The sequence below is a fragment of the Streptomyces pinistramenti genome (assembly GCF_020564935.1).
GTDB classification, from domain to species: Bacteria; Actinomycetota; Actinomycetes; order Streptomycetales; family Streptomycetaceae; genus Streptomyces; species Streptomyces pinistramenti.
In genome coordinates this window covers 99,463-115,680 of sequence record NZ_JAJCXB010000018.1, presented here as the reverse complement: position 1 = coordinate 115,680, position 16,218 = coordinate 99,463, and the positions used below count along the sequence as shown (strand labels likewise).

Genomic DNA, 16,218 nt, shown 5'->3' with positions numbered 1-16,218 from the left:
GCTCATGACGTTGGGTGTACTGGCCGTGCTGGCCATGCTCTTCGTGATGTTCTCCGGGTTCTGGACCGACTGGCTTTGGTACCGCTCGGTCAAATACTCCTCGGTCTTCACCACAACCCTGTGGACCAAGATCGGCCTGTTCTTCTTCTTCGGCGTGCTGATGGCCGTGGCCGTCGGCGTCAACGTCTGGCTGGCCCACCGGCTGCGGCCGCCGCTCAGCGCGATGTCCGTGGAGCAGCAGAGCCTGGACCGCTACCGCATGGGCCTGGCGCCGTTCAAGAAATGGGCGCTCCTCGCGATTGCCGCGGTCGTCGGCCTGATCGCCGGTGCCTCCGCGTCCGGTGAGTGGCGTACGTGGCTCCAGTGGGTCAACGGCGTGCCCTTCGGCCAGAAGGACCCGCAGTTCGGCAAGGACGTCGCGTTCTACGCCTTCGATCTGCCCTGGTACCGCTTCCTGCTGAGCTTCGGCTTCGCCGCGGCGGTGCTGTGCCTGGTGGCCGCCGCGCTGACGCACTACCTCTACGGCGGACTGCGGCTGACGAGCCCCGGCTCGCGCGCGACGGCGGCCGCCACCGGCCATCTGTCCGTGCTGCTGGGCATCTTCGTGTCGCTCAAGGCCATCGCATACTGGCTCGACCGGTACGGCCTGGCGGTGAAGTCCAGCGGCCTGAAGTCGGCCGACGGCTGGACGGGCCTGCGGTACGTCGACGCCAACGCCTACCTCCCGGCGAAGACGATCCTGTTCTTCATCGCGGCGATCTGCGCGGTGCTGTTCTTCGCCACTCTCTGGCGCCGTACGTGGCAGCTTCCGGTCATCGGCTTCGGCCTGATGGTGCTCTCCGCCGTGCTGATCGGCGGTCTGTACCCGGCGATCGTGCAGAAGTTCCAGGTCCAGCCGAACGAACAGGCCAAGGAAGCGCCGTACATCAAGCAGAACATCAAGGCGACCCGGGACGCGTACGACATCCAGGACGCCGAGGTCAGCGGCTACAAGGGCAACTACAAGCCCGCCGGCAAGGAGGAGAGCCAGAAGCTGCGGGACAACGCCGACACCACCGCCAGCATGCGACTGCTCGACCCGAACGTGGTGTCCCCGGCGTTCCAGCAACAGCAGCAGGCGCGCGGCTACTACCAGTTCCCCTCCACCCTCGACGTCGACCGCTACAAGGACAAGGACGGTGCCGAGCAGGACACCGTCATCGGTCTGCGCGAGCTGAACATCGCGGGTATCCCCGAGCGGAACTGGATCAACGACCACTTCAAGTACACCCACGGCTATGGCGCGGTGGCCGCGAAGGGCACCGAGACGGCGGAGGGCGGCGGCCCGAAGTACACCGAGTCGAAGCTGCCGTCCAAGGGCCAGTTCCCCCCGTACGAGCAGCGGGTGTACTACGGCGAGAAGACCACGCAGTACTCCATCGTCGGCGGTCCGCAGAAGGAGTTGGACTACTCCGACGACAACGGCGAGAAGAGCTACACGTACCAGGGCAAGAGCGGTGTCAACCTCTCCAACCCCATCAACCGCGCCGCGTACGCGGTGGCGTTCGGGGAGCCGCAGATCCTGTACTCCGGGGCGATCGGCGACGGTTCGCGGATCCTGTACAACCGCACACCCAAGGAGCGCGTCGAAGCGGTCGCCCCCTGGCTGACCATCGACGGCGACGCCTACCCGGCGGTCATCGACGGCCGGATCCAGTGGATCGTGGACGCCTACACCACGAGCAACGGCTATCCGTATGCCTCGCGCACCACGCTCGGTGACACCACGGCCGATTCGCTCACCAACGGGCAGCGGGCGGTGATGGCCCAGCAGAACCAGGTCAACTACATCCGCAACTCCGTGAAGGCGACGGTCGACGCGTACGACGGCTCGGTCAAGCTCTACCAGTGGGACAAGAAGGACCCGGTCCTCAAGACCTGGATGAAGGCGTTCCCCGGCACGGTGGAGAAGCGGGACGCCATCAGCTCGTCGCTGGAGGAGCATCTGCGGTATCCGCAGGACCTGTTCAAGGTCCAGCGGCAGTTGCTGACGACGTACCACGTCACGGACCCGGGCACGTTCTACACCGGTTCCGAGCGGTGGCAGATCCCCAATGATCCGACGAACAAGTCGGGCAACGCCGTGCCGCCGTACTACCTGAGCATGAAGATGCCGGACCAGAAGGAACAGACCTTCTCGCTGACGACGACGTTCACGCCGAACAAGAGAGACAACCTCGGGGCGTTCATGGCCGTCGACGCCAACGCGAAGAGCGATGACTACGGCAAGATCAGAATTCTGAAACTGCCGTCGGAGACCCCGGTCCCCGGCCCACAACTGGTGCAGTCGAAGTTCAACTCCGATCCGAAGATCGCCAACGAGCTGAACATCCTCAAGAAGTTCGGCGATTCCGAGATCGAGTACGGCAATCTGCTGACCGTGCCCCTGGACGGTGGACTGCTGTACGTCGAGCCGGTCTATCTGCGCGGCGCGAACACCAACTACCCGCTGCTGAAGAAGGTCCTGGTCAGCTACGGCGACAACAAGCCGGTCCTGGAGAATTCCCTTGAGGACGCGCTGGACGTGGTCTTCGGCAAGAAGTCGCCCAGTACCGGCACCGAGCCGCCGGACAACGGCCAGACGACGCAGCCTCCCGTGAACCAGACGGTCCAGGAGGTGCTGGGCGACGCGCAGAAGGCGTACGAGGCCGGCGAGAAGGCCCGCGTCTCGGGCGACTGGGCCGGCTACGGCCAGGCGCAGAAGAAGCTCAAGGAGGCGCTGGACCGGGCCGCGGCGGCAGAGGAGAAGTCCGCGAAGAAGGGCGGCGGTTCCGGGGGCTGAGCAGGTCGCTGCCCGCCGCATCCGTGCGGCCGCCGATGGGACCGGCGGCCCCACGGCGGCAGTGGTCAAGAGCCGTCCCCGCGGCGTGATACCTTGAGTTCACAACGACGCGGGGTGGAGCAGCTCGGTAGCTCGCTGGGCTCATAACCCAGAGGTCGCAGGTTCAAATCCTGTCCCCGCTACGAAAAGACCAGGGCCCGGATTCCTTGAGAATCCGGGCCTTCGTCATGGGTACGGCCCTTTGCGCGAGGTTCGCGGCAGGTTCGGCCGCGTCGGACTGCCGATGTGGGGAACCTGTGTGTTTGAGTTTGGCAAGTCGTTGTGTCGGGAAGTCGACAAACCGCTGAAGTGACCTCACTGGCTGCGGTATACCAGGTGTACGAGGGTTACGGGTGGTGCGACGATGGCTCTTATGGGGGACAAGGCAAGGTTGTTGGAGACGGACCGGTTTGTGTATGCGTCCGATGACGGGCGCGAATCCGAGTTGCCGATGGACGAGATGGAGGCCGCGGAGGCCGCCGAAGCGTCCGATGCCGTGACCGAAACCGGTCATCGCCGGGCTGCCGAAGCGGGTGACACCGCGGCCATGAGTGTGCTTGGCGCACTGCTGCTGCGCCGTGGTGACCTCGACGGCGCCGAGTCGTATCTGCGCTCCGCGACCGCGGCGGGCGACCGCGCGGCCGCCAACAACCTCGGTGTGCTGCTGCACCAGAGGGGATACGGGGACGAGGCGTCCGGCTGGTGGCGGATCGCCGCCGTCGCCGGATCCGCGGCGGCCGCGCACGCATTGGGCCGTTACCACCGGGAGCGTGGCGACGAGCCGGCGGCCGAGTACTGGCTGCGGCAGTCCGCCGAATCCGGCCACTGCCTGGGTGCCTACGCCCTCGCCGACCTTCTCGAACACCGCGGTGACGTCGGCGCCGAGCGCTGGTTCCGGGCCGCCGCCGAGCGCGGCCACCGCGAGGCCGCGTACCGCATCGCCCGGCTCATCGAGGAGGGCCGAGGCGCGGACCGCCGTACGGCACCGGCCTACGGCGAACTGACCCAGGAGGCCGAGGCGGAGCAGTGGTACCGCCAGGCCGCCGCGCGCGGACACCGGCGTGCGGCCCTCCAGTTGGGCACGCTGCTGGAAGAGCGCGGCGACATCCAGGAGGCGGGCCGCTGGTACCTCTCCGCGGCCAAGGACGGCGAGGCGAAGGCCGCCTGCGCGCTGGGCTTCCTGCTGCGCGACGCAGGCGACGGGGAAAGCGCGGCCGAGTGGTGGCGGCGCGCCGCCCAGGACGGCGACGGCAACGCCGCCAACGCCCTGGGCGCGCTGCACGCCGACCGCGGCGAGCTGCAGACCGCCGAGCGCTGGTACCGCGCCGCGCTCGACGCGGGCGACGTCAACGGCGCGTACAACCTCGGGCTGCTCTGCGCCGAGCAGGGGCGGGCCGGGCGCGGCGAGCAGTGGTACCGCAGGGCCGCGTACGCCGGGCACCGCGAGGCCGCCAACGCGCTCGCCATCCTGCTGCTCCAGCGCGGCGACGCGTCGGGCGCTGAACCGTGGTTCTCCAAGGCGGCCGAGGCCGGCAGCGTGGACGCGGCGTTCAACCTCGGCATCCTGTTCGCCGGCCGCGGCGAGGAGCGCACCGCACACATCTGGTACGAGCGGGCCGCCGCCGCCGGGCACACCGAAGCGGCGCTCCAGGTCGCGATCGTGCAGCAGCGCGGTGGCGAGGACGCCGCCGCGGAGCGGAACCTGCGCTGCGCAGCGGAGGGCGGCAGCGCCGAGGCGGCGTTCCGGCTCGCCGATCTGCTGGACCGCAGGGCGGTGGAATCGGGCCGCGGCCGGCGGCCTGACGAGGCGCGGACGCCGGACGACGAGAGCACCCGGTGGTACGAGAAGGCCGCGCGCCAGGGGCACCGTCGCGCCCAGGTCCGGGTTGGCATGTTCGCGGCGGCTCAGGGCGAGGTGGTCGAGGCCGCGAAGTGGTACCGCGCGGCCGCCGAAGCCGGCAGCCGCAACGGCGCCTTCAACCTCGGCCTCCTGCTGGCCCGCGAGGGCAGCCTGCCCGAGGCCGCCCTGTGGTGGCAGCGGGCCGCCGCGGAGGGGCACGGACGGGCGGCGCTGCGGCTGGCGCTGCTGGCCGCCCGCCGCGGTGCGCTGGCCGAGGCGCAGACCTGGTGCGCACGGGCCGTGGAGCTGGGGCCGCCGGAGGTCGCCGAGCGGGCGGCGCGGCTGCGTGCGGCTCTTCAGGAGGAACTCAGCGCCTGAGCCGGTGGACGGCTTCGGGTGGCCCCGGGCAGTCCGGCCCCCGGCCCACAGGGCCGGGGGCCGGGGCCCGTGGGAAGGGATTTGCGCTGGTCGTCGGCCTGGGGTTAAAGTAAAGGCACAACGACGCGGGGTGGAGCAGCTCGGTAGCTCGCTGGGCTCATAACCCAGAGGTCGCAGGTTCAAATCCTGTCCCCGCTACTGTAGGACGAAGGCCCGGATTCCTTGAGAATCCGGGCCTTCGTCGTGTGTGCGGCCGGGCCGGTCGAGTGCGTTCTTCCGGGGCGGCGCCCCCCGCATGCTGCCTGTCACTTCGGGCTCTGGCCCTTGCCCCCGCCCGATGCCGTCGTGTGGCCGCGCCCCTTGGCGGAGGCGTGAAGTCCTTGGCCCCGGATATGCGAACGGGCCCGCGTCGGTCGGGGGCGCGGGCCGGTAAAGGGATGCGGGGCGGCCGGACGGGGGCGCGCCCGGGGTGTCAGGTGGTGGCGCTGCAGGTCGGGCAGATGCCCCGGTAGGTGACCGTCACTTCGGAGACCTGGAAGCCGTACCGCTCGGGCTCGGGGAGCGCGGTGAGCGGGTCGCCCTGGACGTGGACGTCCCGGATTGTGCCGCAGCGGGAGCAGACGAGGTGCTGGTGGTCGTGGTGGGCGTTCGGGTCGTAGCGCTTGGCCCGGCCGTCCGTGCTGACCTCCAGCACTTCGCCGAGCGAGACCAGCTCACCGAGTGTGTTGTAGACCGTGGCGCGGGAGATCTCGGGAAGCCGGTCGCTCGCGCGTGCGTGCACTTCGTCGGCGGTGTAGTGGACGTGGTCGCCGTTGAGCACCTCGGCGACCACGCGCCGCTGTGCGGTCAGACGCCAGCCGCGTTCCCGGAGTCGTTCCAGCAGGTCACTCATGCCATTCACCTATCAGTCAGATACAGCCAGGGTAGCAGCGGCCGGTCCATCACCGGATCGGGTATGGCTTTCGGGTTCTTCTTGACTTAGACAATGTCCAATGTAGGATCGGCAACGGCGCAAGCCAAGGGCAGGTGTAGAGACATCAGGAGGCGCACGTGTCGGTACAGAGCACTACGGGACCGCTGACCACGGAGTCCGGAGCTCCGGTTGCGGACAACCAGAACAGCGAGACGGCCGGCGTCGGCGGACCGGGTCTGGTCCAGGACCAGCTCCTGATCGAAAAGCTCGCGCACTTCAACCGTGAGCGCATCCCGGAGCGCATCGTCCACGCGCGGGGCGGCGGTGCGTACGGCACCTTCACCGTCACCGCCGATGTGACCAAGTACACCCGGGCGAAGTTCCTCTCGGAGATCGGCAAGCAGACCGAGACGTTCCTGCGCTTCTCGACGGTCGCGGGCAGCCTCGGTTCGGCCGACACGGTGCGTGACCCGCGGGGCTTCGCGCTGAAGTTCTACACCGAAGAGGGCAACTACGACCTCGTCGGCAACAACACCCCGGTGTTCTTCATCAAGGACGCCATGAAGTTCCCCGACTTCATCCACACCCAGAAGCGCGACCCGTACACCGGCTCGCAGGAGGCGGACAACGTCTGGGACTTCTTCGGCCTCTCGCCCGAGACGACCCACCAGGTGACCTGGCTGTTCGGCGACCGTGGGATCCCGACCTCGTGGCGCCACATGAACGGCTACGGCTCGCACACGTTCCAGTGGAACAACGAGGCCGGCGAGGTCTTCTGGGTCAAGTACCACTTCAAGACCGACCAGGGCGTCGAGAGCCTGACCCAGGCCGAGGCGGACAAGGTCGCCGGTGAGGACGCCGACAGTCACCAGCGTGACCTGCGGACCTCCATCGAGCGGGGCGAGTTCCCGGCCTGGACCGTGCAGGTGCAGATCATGCCCGCGGCCGAGGCGGCGAACTACCGCTTCAACCCGTTCGACCTGACCAAGGTCTGGCCGCACGAGGACTACCCGCCGATCGAGATCGGCAAGCTGGAGCTGAACCGCAACCCGCAGGACATCTTCGCCGAGGTCGAGCAGTCGGCCTTCTCCCCGCACCACTTCGTGCCGGGCATCGGTCCGTCCCCCGACAAGATGCTCCAGGGCCGCCTGTTCGCGTACGGCGACGCGCACCGCTACCGCGTCGGCATCAACGCCGACCACCTGCCGGTCAACCGTCCCCGTGCCACCGAGGCCCGCACCTACGGGCGGGACGGTGTCCTCTACGACGGCCGGCACGTGGGACAGAAGAACTACGAGCCGAACAGCTTCGGCGGACCGGTCGAGACCGGCCGGGCGCTGTGGCAGCCGGTGGCGGTGTCCGGTGGCAGCGGTGAGAGCGCGGCGCTCTCGCACGCCGATGACAACGACTTCGTGCAGGCGGGCAACCTCTACCGGCTGATGACGGAGGACGAGAAGGAGCGCCTGATCAACAACCTGGCGGGCTCCATCTCCCAGGTGTCCCGCGACGACATCGCCCAGCGGGCGATCGAGAACTTCCGCAAGGCGGACGCGGACTACGGCAAGCGGCTGGAAGCCGCGGTCCAGGCCCTGCGCGGCTGACAAGCAGCTCCCCACGGCCTGCCGCCGCTGCACTCGCGGCAGGGGTGGCAGGCCGTGGGAGGCGCGCAACGGCTGCTTGCCGTACCAGCCGAAGAGGCCGGATGCCATGGGGCTCCGGCCTCTTCGTGCCTGTGGCCTCAGGCGGGCACCGCGTCGGTCCGCACGATGGCGGCCGAGCGGCAGCGGATGATGTCGCGGACGGACACCACGCCGACCGGCTCGCGGTCGTCGAGGACGATCAGGTGCCGGAAGCCGCCGCGCACCATGGCGTCCGCGGCGTCGTCCAGGGTCCAGTCCGGTGCGGCGAAGACCACGTCGGGGGTGGTGTGGGTCTGGGCGGTTTCCCGGTCGGGATTCTCGCCCGCGCCGAGGGAGTTGAGGATGTCGCGCTCGGTGAGGATCCCGAGGCCGCTGGTGTCGGTGTCGAGTACGACGGCCGCGCCGACGCGGCGGGCAGCCATCAGCTGGGCGGCCTGACGGAGGGTGTGGGCGGGCCCGATGGTGAGGACCAGCGTGCTCATGGCGTCCTTGACGAGCAGGGGCATGGCAGAGAGCCACCTCCTTTGCGGATGTGCCCTTGCGAAGGAATTCACAAGTTCACAAACGAGGGGATTCTCATGTTCACATGCTCTCCGGCCGGCTCACAAGGGGCGGGGGCCGGACGTCTGCCCGGCCCCCGTAACCGCGCAGGTCAGCGCCGCGCGTCGCCGACGTAGCCCAGCAGGTCGTCGTGGAGCAGGCCGTTGGAGGCCGCGGCGTTCCCGCTGTGCGGGCCCGGCCTGCCGTCCAGGCCGGTGAACCGGCCGCCGGCCTCCTGCACCACCACGGCGCAGGCCGCCATGTCCCACAGGGAGAGTTCCGGCTCCGCGCAGATGTCCACCGAGCCCTCGGCGACCATCATGTACGGCCAGAAGTCGCCGTACGCCCGGGTGCGCCAGCAGTCCCGGCTCAGGTCCAGGAAGCCGGACAGCTTGTCGCGCTCCTCCCAGCCGGTCAGCGACGAGTACGCGAACGACGCGTCCTGGATGCTGCCGACCTCCGAGACGTGCAGCCGGGTCGCGGAGGTCAGGCTCCGGCCGGTGAAGGCGCCCAGCCCCTCGGCCGCCCACCACCTGCGGTTGAGTGCCGGGGCCGAGACGATGCCGACCACCGGGCGGTCGCCGCCCTCGCCGCGCTCCATCAGCGCGATCAGGGTCGCCCAGACCGGCACCCCGCGGACGTAGTTCTTCGTGCCGTCGATCGGGTCGATGATCCAGCGGCGCGGGCCGGCGCCCTCTGAGCTGCCGAACTCCTCGCCGAGCACCGAGTCGCGTGGCCGGGCCCGCTGGAGATGGCCACGGATCAACTCCTCGGCGGCCTTGTCCGCCTCGCTCACCGGGGTCATGTCCGGTTTGGTCTCGACCTTCAGATCGAGCGCCTTGAACCGGTCCATGGTGGTGGCGTCAGCGGCGTCCGCCAGGACATGGCCGAGACGTAGATCATCGTGATAGTCGGGCATGTGCGAACAGTATCGACTGGTATAGGCAGGAGCCACACGGCCATGCTCCGCCGGGCGTGTACGACGGGCCCGGTCCGCCGTGCGGCGACCCTTGACAGTCCCTGGCGCCGCGTCAATTCTGTCCGCACGCCGGTCATTTGGGCCGGTGGGCCGGGGAGGCGACGATGCCTGCAGCGCGTGAATCCTTGCTCGATGCCGCGTACACGGCGCTGGCGAGCCGCCCCTGGACGGCGGTCAGGATGGTGGACGTGGCAGCCCGTGCCGGGGTCTCGCGGCAGACCCTCTACAACGAGTTCGGCAGCAAGGAAGGGCTCGCCCGCGCGCTCGTGCGCCGCGAGACCGACAGCTATCTCGCGGGCGTCGAACGGGCCCTGGCCGACGGCCGGCCGGCGCGCACCGGGGACGACGCGGCGACCCGGGGCGCCGCGGCAGCCGCCTGGACACTGCGCATCGCACGCGCCAACCCTCTGGTGCGGGCCGCGCTGACGGGTTGCTGGAGCGACCGGCTGCCGGCCCCGCCGCCGGCCCGTGGCGCGTGGCCCGGCGTCCCCGCGCAGCGTCCGCCGGCCGGCGAAGCGCCGCTGCCGGGGCCCGCCGAATGGGTCGGCAGATTCTGCGACCGTGCGGTGGCCGCATTGGAGCCGGACTGGCCCGCGGAGCAACTGCCCGCCCTGGGCACCGCCTGCGAGGCCGCCGCCCGGCTGACCCTGTCCTGCGTGGTCGCTCCCGCGGCCGGCCCTCCGGTACGGGCACCCGCGTCGCGCGGAGCGCGGAGACCCGGCGCGGTGCCTCCCGGCGGCAGAGGGCGGCGGGACGCGGAGACCGAGGCGGTGGCCCGGTTGGTGCGCGGGGCGTTCGCCCGGATCCCGGAGGCCCGGCCGGTGCTCGGCGACGCGGTGTCGCCCGGCGCACCGCTGCGGCCCGACGGGGGCCGGGCGGCGGACTGAGCGACGGTCACGGCCGTGTGCGGCGGGGCGTGTTCGCGGCGGTGGACCGATGTCGTGGGAGTCCGCGGCCTTCCGTGGCCGGGCCGGTCAGTGGGTCGATCCCGACAGTTGCAGCCCGACGACACCGATGATCACGAGGCTGATGGAGACGATCTTCAGCGCGGAGACCAGGTCGCCGAGGAAGACCATGCCGTAGATCGCCGTGCCGGCCGCGCCGATGCCGGTCCAGACCGCGTATGCCGGGCCGACGTCGAGCTTGCGCAGGGACAGCGTCAGCAGGCCGAAGCTGGCCAGTGCGAAGGCGGCGAAGGCGACGGTCGGGAACAGGCGGGTGAAGCCGTGCGACAGCTTGAGGCAAACCGCGAAGCCGGTCTCCAGGAGACCTGCCACCACGACGAGCAGCCACGCCATATCCCATGCCTCCGTCAGATCCTGACCGCTTCGCCTGCCTTGGTGTGATTATGCATTTACCTCGGGTGGCGGGGAGCAAACTTCGGTGATCAGTCGCCCTCGCGTCGCTCACGGGTCGACAGGAGACGTCGCAGCGAATACAGCCGGGCCGGGTCGGCGTGGCCCTCGGCGACCCAGGCGTCCAGTGCGCAGTCCTGCTCGTCGTGACTGCAGGCGCGCGGGCACTCGGCGGTGCCGGGCACCAGGTCGGGGAAGGCCAGGACGACCCGCGACGGATCGACGTGGTGCAGCCCGAAGGACCGTACGCCCGGGGTGTCGATGACCCAGCCCGAGTCGCCGGGCAGCGGCAGGGCCAGTGCGGAGGTGGTGGTGTGCCGGCCGCGGCCGGTGTGCGCGTTGACGTGCCCGGTCGCCCGACGCCGGTCCGGGACCAGGGAGTTGACCAGGGTGGTCTTACCGACGCCGGAGTGGCCGACGAAGGCCGTCATGCGACCCGTCAGCCGCTCGCGCACCCGGTCGGCGGCGGCGCCGTCGGCGAGTTCGTCGCGGTTGGTGACGAGGTAGGGGACGCCCAGTGCGCCGTAGGACTCCAGGAGACTGTCGGCCGACGCCAGGTCGGACTTGGTCAGCACCAGCAGCGGGTCGAGGCCCGCGTCGTAGGCGGCGACCAGGCAGCGGTCGATCAGCCGGGGGCGCGGTTCGGGGTCGGCGAGCGCGGTGACGATGGCGAGCTGGTCGGCGTTGGCGACCACGACCCGCTCGTACGGGTCGTCGTCATCGGCCGTACGGCGCAGCGTCGAGGTGCGTGGCTCGACCCGGACGATGCGCGCCAGGGTGTCCTTGGCGCCGGTCAGATCGCCGACCACGGCGACGCGGTCGCCGACGACCGCGCTCTTGCGGCCCAGTTCGCGGGCCTTCATCGCGGTGACCGTGCGGTCGTCGATGAGGACCGTGAGGCGGCCCCGGTCGACGGTCAGGACCAGGCCCTCGGATGCATCCTCGTGCTTGGGGCGGATGTTCGTCCGGGGGCGGTTGCCCTTGCGGTTGGGGCGGACGCGGATGTCGTCCTCGTCGGGGTTCTTGCCGTAGCGGCGCATGGCGGCGGAAACCCTCAGGCTCTCCGGGAGGTGGGTCCGGACGCGGGGGCGAGCATGTCCGTCCACATCGCGGGGAAGTCGGGCAGCGTCTTGGCGGTGGTGGCGACGTTCTCCACCTCCACGCCCTTGACGGCGAGGCCGATGACGGCGGCCGCGGTCGCCAGGCGGTGGTCCTCGTAGGTGTGGAAGACGCCGCCGTGCAGCGGGCGCGGCCGGATGTGCAGGCCGTCGGCGGTCTCGGTGACGTCGCCGCCCAGGTCGTTCAGCTCCTTGGTGAGCGCGGCCAGCCGGTCCGTTTCGTGCAGCCGCAGGTGGGCGACGCCGCGCAGGGTGGACGGCGAGTCGGCGAGGGCCGCGACCGCGGCGATGCCGGGGGTCAGCTCGCCGACCTCGCTCAGGTCGACGTCGATGCCGTGCACCGCGCCGCCGCCGGTGAAGGTCAGGCCGTTGTCGGTCAGCTCGCAGGAGCCGCCCATGGTGGTGAAGATTTCGCGCAGCGCGTCACCGGGCTGGGTGGTGTGCTCCGGCCAGTCCGGGATGGTGACCCGGCCGCCGGTCACCAGGGCGGCGGCCAGGAACGGCTGGGCGTTGGAGAGGTCGGGCTCGACGACCAGATCGCGGCCGAGCAGGGCGCCCGGGGTGACCCGCCAGACGTTCGGCTCGCCGCCCGCCTCGGGGGTGTCCACCTGGGCGCCGGCGCAGCGCAGCATGTCGACGGTCATCCGGATGTGCGGCATGGACGGCAGCGCCGAGCCGACGTGCCGGACCTCGACACCCTGGTTGAAGCGCGGGGCCGACAGCAGCAGGGCGCTGACGAACTGGGAGGACGAGGAGGCGTCGATCTCGACCGGGCCGCCGTCCAGGGCGCCGCCGCCGTGCACCGTCATCGGGAGGGCGCCGCGGCCGTCGTCATCGATCCGGGCACCGAGGGCGCGCAGTCCTTCGATCACGCCGCCCAGCGGACGTTCGTAGGAGCGCGGGTCGCCGTCGAAGCGGATCGGGCCGTCGGCGAGGGCCGCGACCGGGGGGAGGAAGCGCATGACCGTGCCGGCGTTGCCGACGTCGACGGTGGCCGGGCCGTGCAGTCCCGCCGGGATGATCCGCCAAGCCTCGCCGCCGCCTGCCGGGGGCTGCCCGCCAGCGGAGCTGGAGGACGCGGTCTCCTCGATGCCGACGCCCAGGGTGCGCAGCGCCTCGGCCATCAGGAGGGTGTCGCGGGAGCGCAGCGGGCGGCGGAGCCAGCCCGGCTCGGACGACAGGGCGGCCAGCACCAGTCCGCGGTTGGTGACCGACTTGGAGCCTGGCACGGTGACGGTCGCATCGACCGCACCGGAGGCGACGGGGGCGGGCCAGAGGGCGGGAAGTGCGGGGCTCTCGGTCATGCCCCTCACTTTAATCGCTGGGCAAGGGTGCCGATCTTGATCAAAAACGGTGCAACTCTCACGAAACATGACACTGGTAAGGCGTGCGGGCCCGAAGCCGGTGCGTGGACTGCCCGTTCGGGGGATACGGCCAAAGGGCGGGGCGGCATTCCGGCCATCCCGGAGGCGAGCCGCCGCCGCGGCCGTCAGATCCCGAGCAGCCAGCGGCCGCCGCCGATCAGCGAGCAGAGCGTCACGACGTGGAACAGGCCGAGCCAGACGACCGCGGGGACGTGTGTCAGCCGCGCCAGCTGGTCCGGGTCGGAGTCGCCCTCCCGCCGCTCGGCCATCATCCCGGAAGGGCTCACGAAGGCGGGGCGTGCCATCCGCCGCCGCTTGCGCTGCAGCTCGAACGGCGGCCGCACACCGCCCAGCAGCAGGAACCACACCACCACGTACGCGAAGGCGGCCTGGACGTCCGGCGTGGTCAGCCAGGAGACGAGGACGAACGCGGCGCCCGCCAGGACGACGGTGAGCACGCCATAGGCATTGCGGATCATCACCAGCATCGCGAGCAGCAGCACCGTCGCGCCCCACAGCAGGGCCGTGATGTGGCCCGCCGCCAGCAGCGCGGCGCCCGCGAGCCCCAGCAGGGACGGCGTGATGTAGCCGGCGGCGGCGGTGAGGATCATGCCGATACCGGTCGGTTTGCCGCGCGAGACGGTCAGTCCCGACGTGTCCGAGTGCAGCCGGATGCCCTCCAGGCGGCGGCCTGTGACCAGCGCGAGCAGGCCGTGGCCGCCTTCGTGCGCGATGGTGACCGCGTTGCGGGACAGCCGCCAGGCGGGGTGCGGGGCGACCGCGGCCAGCGCGAGGACCGCCGTGACGATCACCAGCCAGGCCGGCGGATCGGGCTGGATCCCGAAGACGCGGCTCCATACGTCCGTGAGGTGATCGGTGTCCATGTCGTCCCTTCGTGTGGCATGGCAGTGTGGCACGCATGTGCGGAAGGTATGCAGCGAGTCGTCAGCCCGAGGAACTGGTGGGCATTTTCGGCGTCCGGCACCGGGAGCCGGAGGAGACCCTGGCCCCCGACTTCAACATCGCCCCGACGGTCAACGTGCACGCGGTGCTCGAACGTCCCCTGAAGGGCGAGGCGGCGGCCGCGTTCCCGCCGGGAGTGCCGGTGCGCCAGTTGCGGACGCTGAAGTGGGGCCTGGTGCCGTCGTGGTCGAAGTCACCGGAAGGCGCCGCGAAGATGATCAACGCGCGGGCCGAGACGGTGCACGAGAAGCCGTCCTTCAAGCAGGCGTTCGCGGCCCGCCGCTGCCTGCTCCCCGGTGACGGCTATTACGAGTGGGTGACCGCACCGGAAGAGCGGGAGCTGGAGGAGCGCGGCAGGAAGAAGCGGCCGCGGAAGCAGCCGTACTTCGTGACGCCGGCCGACGGCTCCGTGATGGCGATGGCCGGGCTCTACGAGTTCTGGCGGGACGCCACCCTGCCCGGCGACCACCCGCAGGCGTGGTGGGTGACCTGCACGGTCCTCACGACCGCGGCCGAGACCACGCCGCTGGCCGGTGCCGACGGCGGCGAGGGCCCGCAGTCGTTGGCCGACATCCATCCCCGGATGCCGCTGGTCATGACGCCGGACCGCTGGGACGCCTGGCTCGACCCGGCACCCGCCGGCACCGACCGGCTGCGCGAGCTGCTCACGCCGCCGCCCGCGGGACTGATGCGCGCCTACCCCGTCCCGACGGACGTCAGCAACGTCCGCAACAACGGGCCCGAGCTGCTCACCGAACTCGAAGGGCCCGAGGTCGCCACCCTCTTCTGAAGCGGCGCCCGCTCCCGGGGCGGGCGTCCGGCAGGCGGCAGGATGGGGGCATGAGCACAGGGGTGAACGAGAGCGAGACGGTGGCGACGCCGGCCGGGGACGCGCGGATCAGCTGGTACCGGGCGCCGGTGCCGGCGCGGGCCGTGGTGGCCGTCGGGCACGGCGCAGGCGGCGGGATCGAGGCGCGCGACCTGCGGGCTCTGGCCGCCGCGCTGCCCGGCCGCGGCTACACCGTGGCGCTGGTCGAGCAGCCGTGGCGGGTCGCGGGCAAGAAGGTGGCGCCCGCGCCCAAGACCCTGGACGTGGGGTGGACGGCGCTGTGGCCGGCATTGGAGAAGCCGGGGCTGCCGGTCGTCGCGGGCGGCCGCAGTGCGGGTGCCCGGGTGGCCTGCCGCACCGCCAGGGAACTGGGTGCGCACGCCGTCCTCGCGCTCAGCTTCCCGCTGCACCCGCCGGGCCGGCCGGAGAAGTCCCGGGCCGACGAGCTGACGGGTGCGGGGGTGCCGACGCTGGTCGTCCAGGGCGGCAGGGATCCGTTCGGCGGGCCCGCGGAGTTCCCGGACGGTACCCAGCTGCGCGAGGTGGCCCACGGGGACCACGGATTCGCGGTGCCCAAGAAGGCTGGTGTGACGGAAGAGGAGTCGATGGCCCGGCTCACCGCCGCGGTGGTGGAGTGGCTGGACGGGCTCTTCGGCTGATCCCGTAGCGGGCCGGTCCGGCGGCGGCCCCTGGGGGGCACCCGCCGGAGGGCGCCCGCGTCCCCGGGCCTCTCGGCTCTCAGTCCGTCTGCCCGCGCGGCCGGGCGCGTACGTGCATCCGCTCGCCCTGCCTGCCGAAGAGGCTGAGCACCTCCACCGGCTCGTCGTCCGCCGGGCCGAACCAGTGCGGCAGCCGGGTGTCGAACTCCGCCGCCTCGCCGGCCTTCAGCAGCACGTCGCGGTCGGCCAGCAGCAGCCGCAGCCGGCCGGACAGCACGTACAGCCACTCGTAGCCCTCGTGGGTGCGCTGCTCGGGCGGGGACGCGACCGGGTCGATGACGAGCTTGAACGCCTGGAGGGCACCCGGCTGGCGGGTCAGCGGCATGAACGTCATGTGCTCGCGCCGCTGCGACACCGCGCGCACCCGCGGATCGCCGACCTCCGGCGCGCCCACCAGCTCGTCCAGCGGCACCTGATGGGCCTGGGCCAGCGGCAGCAGCAGTTCGAGGGTGGCCCGGCGGTCGCCGGATTCCAGCCGGGAGAGGGTGCTGACCGAGATGCCGGTGGCCTCCGAGAGCGCGGCCAGCGTCACCGACCGCTCCTGGCGCAGGCGGCGCAGTCGCGGTCCGACCTCGGTGAGCACGTGTTCGTACGCGGTGTCCTTCACCTCTCCATTGCCGAAGCGGCAATGCGTTTTGTCAAGTTCTGGAGGGCTGGAGGTGCGGGCGGGCGGGAATGCGGGGCCGGGCGCGGCGGTTGACAAGGGGGCGTACGCAGCGG

The 16,218-nt window shown here is 71.1% G+C and carries 14 protein-coding genes and 2 tRNA genes; 8 read left to right on the top strand and 8 right to left on the bottom strand.

The annotated features are described in order from the left end of the window. Positions 1–4: 4 nt before the first annotated feature. The 4 genes from LIU39_RS15505 to LIU39_RS15490 all read left to right on the top strand — a co-directional run bounded on the left by LIU39_RS15505 (position 5) and on the right by LIU39_RS15490 (position 5,276). Complete coding sequence (locus LIU39_RS15505) at positions 5–2,821, top strand: UPF0182 family membrane protein (RefSeq protein WP_227047288.1); 2,817 nt, start codon at positions 5–7, stop codon at positions 2,819–2,821. Positions 2,822–2,929: 108 nt separating this feature from the next. Next, positions 2,930–3,003, top strand: a tRNA-Met gene (locus LIU39_RS15500). Between the two features lie 221 nt (positions 3,004–3,224). Beyond that, complete coding sequence (locus tag LIU39_RS15495) at positions 3,225–5,078, top strand: tetratricopeptide repeat protein (RefSeq protein ID WP_227047287.1); 1,854 nt, start codon at positions 3,225–3,227, stop codon at positions 5,076–5,078. A gap of 124 nt (positions 5,079–5,202) precedes the next feature. Continuing rightward, positions 5,203–5,276, top strand: a tRNA-Met gene (locus tag LIU39_RS15490). Between the two features lie 274 nt (positions 5,277–5,550). Here the strand turns inward: LIU39_RS15490 and LIU39_RS15485 are convergent. Next, the gene (locus tag LIU39_RS15485; protein ID WP_227047286.1) at positions 5,551–5,970 is read right to left on the bottom strand and encodes a Fur family transcriptional regulator; all 420 of its coding nucleotides are present in this window, start codon (positions 5,968–5,970) and stop codon (positions 5,551–5,553) included. 158 nt (positions 5,971–6,128) lie between these two features. Between LIU39_RS15485 and LIU39_RS15480 the strand changes: the two genes are divergently transcribed. Continuing rightward, positions 6,129–7,592, top strand: a complete 1,464-nt coding sequence (locus LIU39_RS15480; RefSeq protein WP_227047285.1) for a catalase — start codon at positions 6,129–6,131, stop codon at positions 7,590–7,592. Between the two features lie 137 nt (positions 7,593–7,729). Here the strand turns inward: LIU39_RS15480 and LIU39_RS15475 are convergent, their stop codons facing one another. Both LIU39_RS15475 and hisN read right to left on the bottom strand, forming a co-directional pair. Further along, positions 7,730–8,131, bottom strand: coding sequence for a CBS domain-containing protein (locus LIU39_RS15475; protein WP_227047314.1), 402 nt, complete (start codon positions 8,129–8,131; stop codon positions 7,730–7,732). Between the two features lie 152 nt (positions 8,132–8,283). Continuing rightward, a complete protein-coding gene (hisN, locus tag LIU39_RS15470; RefSeq protein ID WP_227047284.1) occupies positions 8,284–9,090 on the bottom strand; it encodes a histidinol-phosphatase in 807 nt (268 codons plus the stop codon). A 164-nt stretch (positions 9,091–9,254) separates the two neighbouring features. Between hisN and LIU39_RS15465 the strand changes: the two genes are divergently transcribed. Next, complete coding sequence (locus LIU39_RS15465) at positions 9,255–10,037, top strand: TetR/AcrR family transcriptional regulator (protein ID WP_227047283.1); 783 nt, start codon at positions 9,255–9,257, stop codon at positions 10,035–10,037. Between the two features lie 87 nt (positions 10,038–10,124). On the opposite strand, the gene LIU39_RS15460 is transcribed toward LIU39_RS15465, so the two are convergent. From LIU39_RS15460 to LIU39_RS15445, 4 genes are all read right to left on the bottom strand, one after another. After that, positions 10,125–10,448 (bottom strand): DMT family transporter, encoded by a 324-nt coding sequence (locus tag LIU39_RS15460; RefSeq protein WP_227047282.1) that lies wholly within the window; start codon positions 10,446–10,448, stop codon positions 10,125–10,127. Positions 10,449–10,537: 89 nt separating this feature from the next. Then, positions 10,538–11,545 (bottom strand): ribosome small subunit-dependent GTPase A, encoded by a 1,008-nt coding sequence (gene rsgA / locus LIU39_RS15455; RefSeq protein ID WP_227047281.1) that lies wholly within the window; start codon positions 11,543–11,545, stop codon positions 10,538–10,540. 14 nt (positions 11,546–11,559) lie between these two features. Beyond that, entirely contained in the window at positions 11,560–12,927 is a 1,368-nt protein-coding gene (aroA, locus tag LIU39_RS15450; protein ID WP_227047280.1) for a 3-phosphoshikimate 1-carboxyvinyltransferase, read from the bottom strand. 185 nt (positions 12,928–13,112) lie between these two features. Continuing rightward, positions 13,113–13,871: a M50 family metallopeptidase gene (locus LIU39_RS15445; protein ID WP_227047279.1), complete on the bottom strand. Its 759-nt coding sequence runs from the start codon at positions 13,869–13,871 to the stop codon at positions 13,113–13,115. Between the two features lie 35 nt (positions 13,872–13,906). Here LIU39_RS15445 and LIU39_RS15440 point away from each other — a divergent pair, with 35 nt between their 5' ends. Both LIU39_RS15440 and LIU39_RS15435 read left to right on the top strand, forming a co-directional pair. Continuing rightward, on the top strand, positions 13,907–14,740 hold the full coding sequence (locus LIU39_RS15440) for an SOS response-associated peptidase (protein ID WP_227047278.1): 834 nt from the start codon (positions 13,907–13,909) through the stop codon (positions 14,738–14,740). A 50-nt stretch (positions 14,741–14,790) separates the two neighbouring features. Next, positions 14,791–15,438, top strand: coding sequence for an alpha/beta hydrolase family protein (locus LIU39_RS15435; RefSeq protein ID WP_227047277.1), 648 nt, complete (start codon positions 14,791–14,793; stop codon positions 15,436–15,438). Between the two features lie 79 nt (positions 15,439–15,517). On the opposite strand, the gene LIU39_RS15430 is transcribed toward LIU39_RS15435, so the two are convergent. Then, positions 15,518–16,105 carry a helix-turn-helix domain-containing protein gene (locus tag LIU39_RS15430; protein WP_227047276.1) on the bottom strand — a complete coding sequence of 196 codons (588 nt, stop codon included), beginning with the start codon at positions 16,103–16,105 and terminating at the stop codon, positions 15,518–15,520. Positions 16,106–16,218 lie beyond the last annotated feature (113 nt).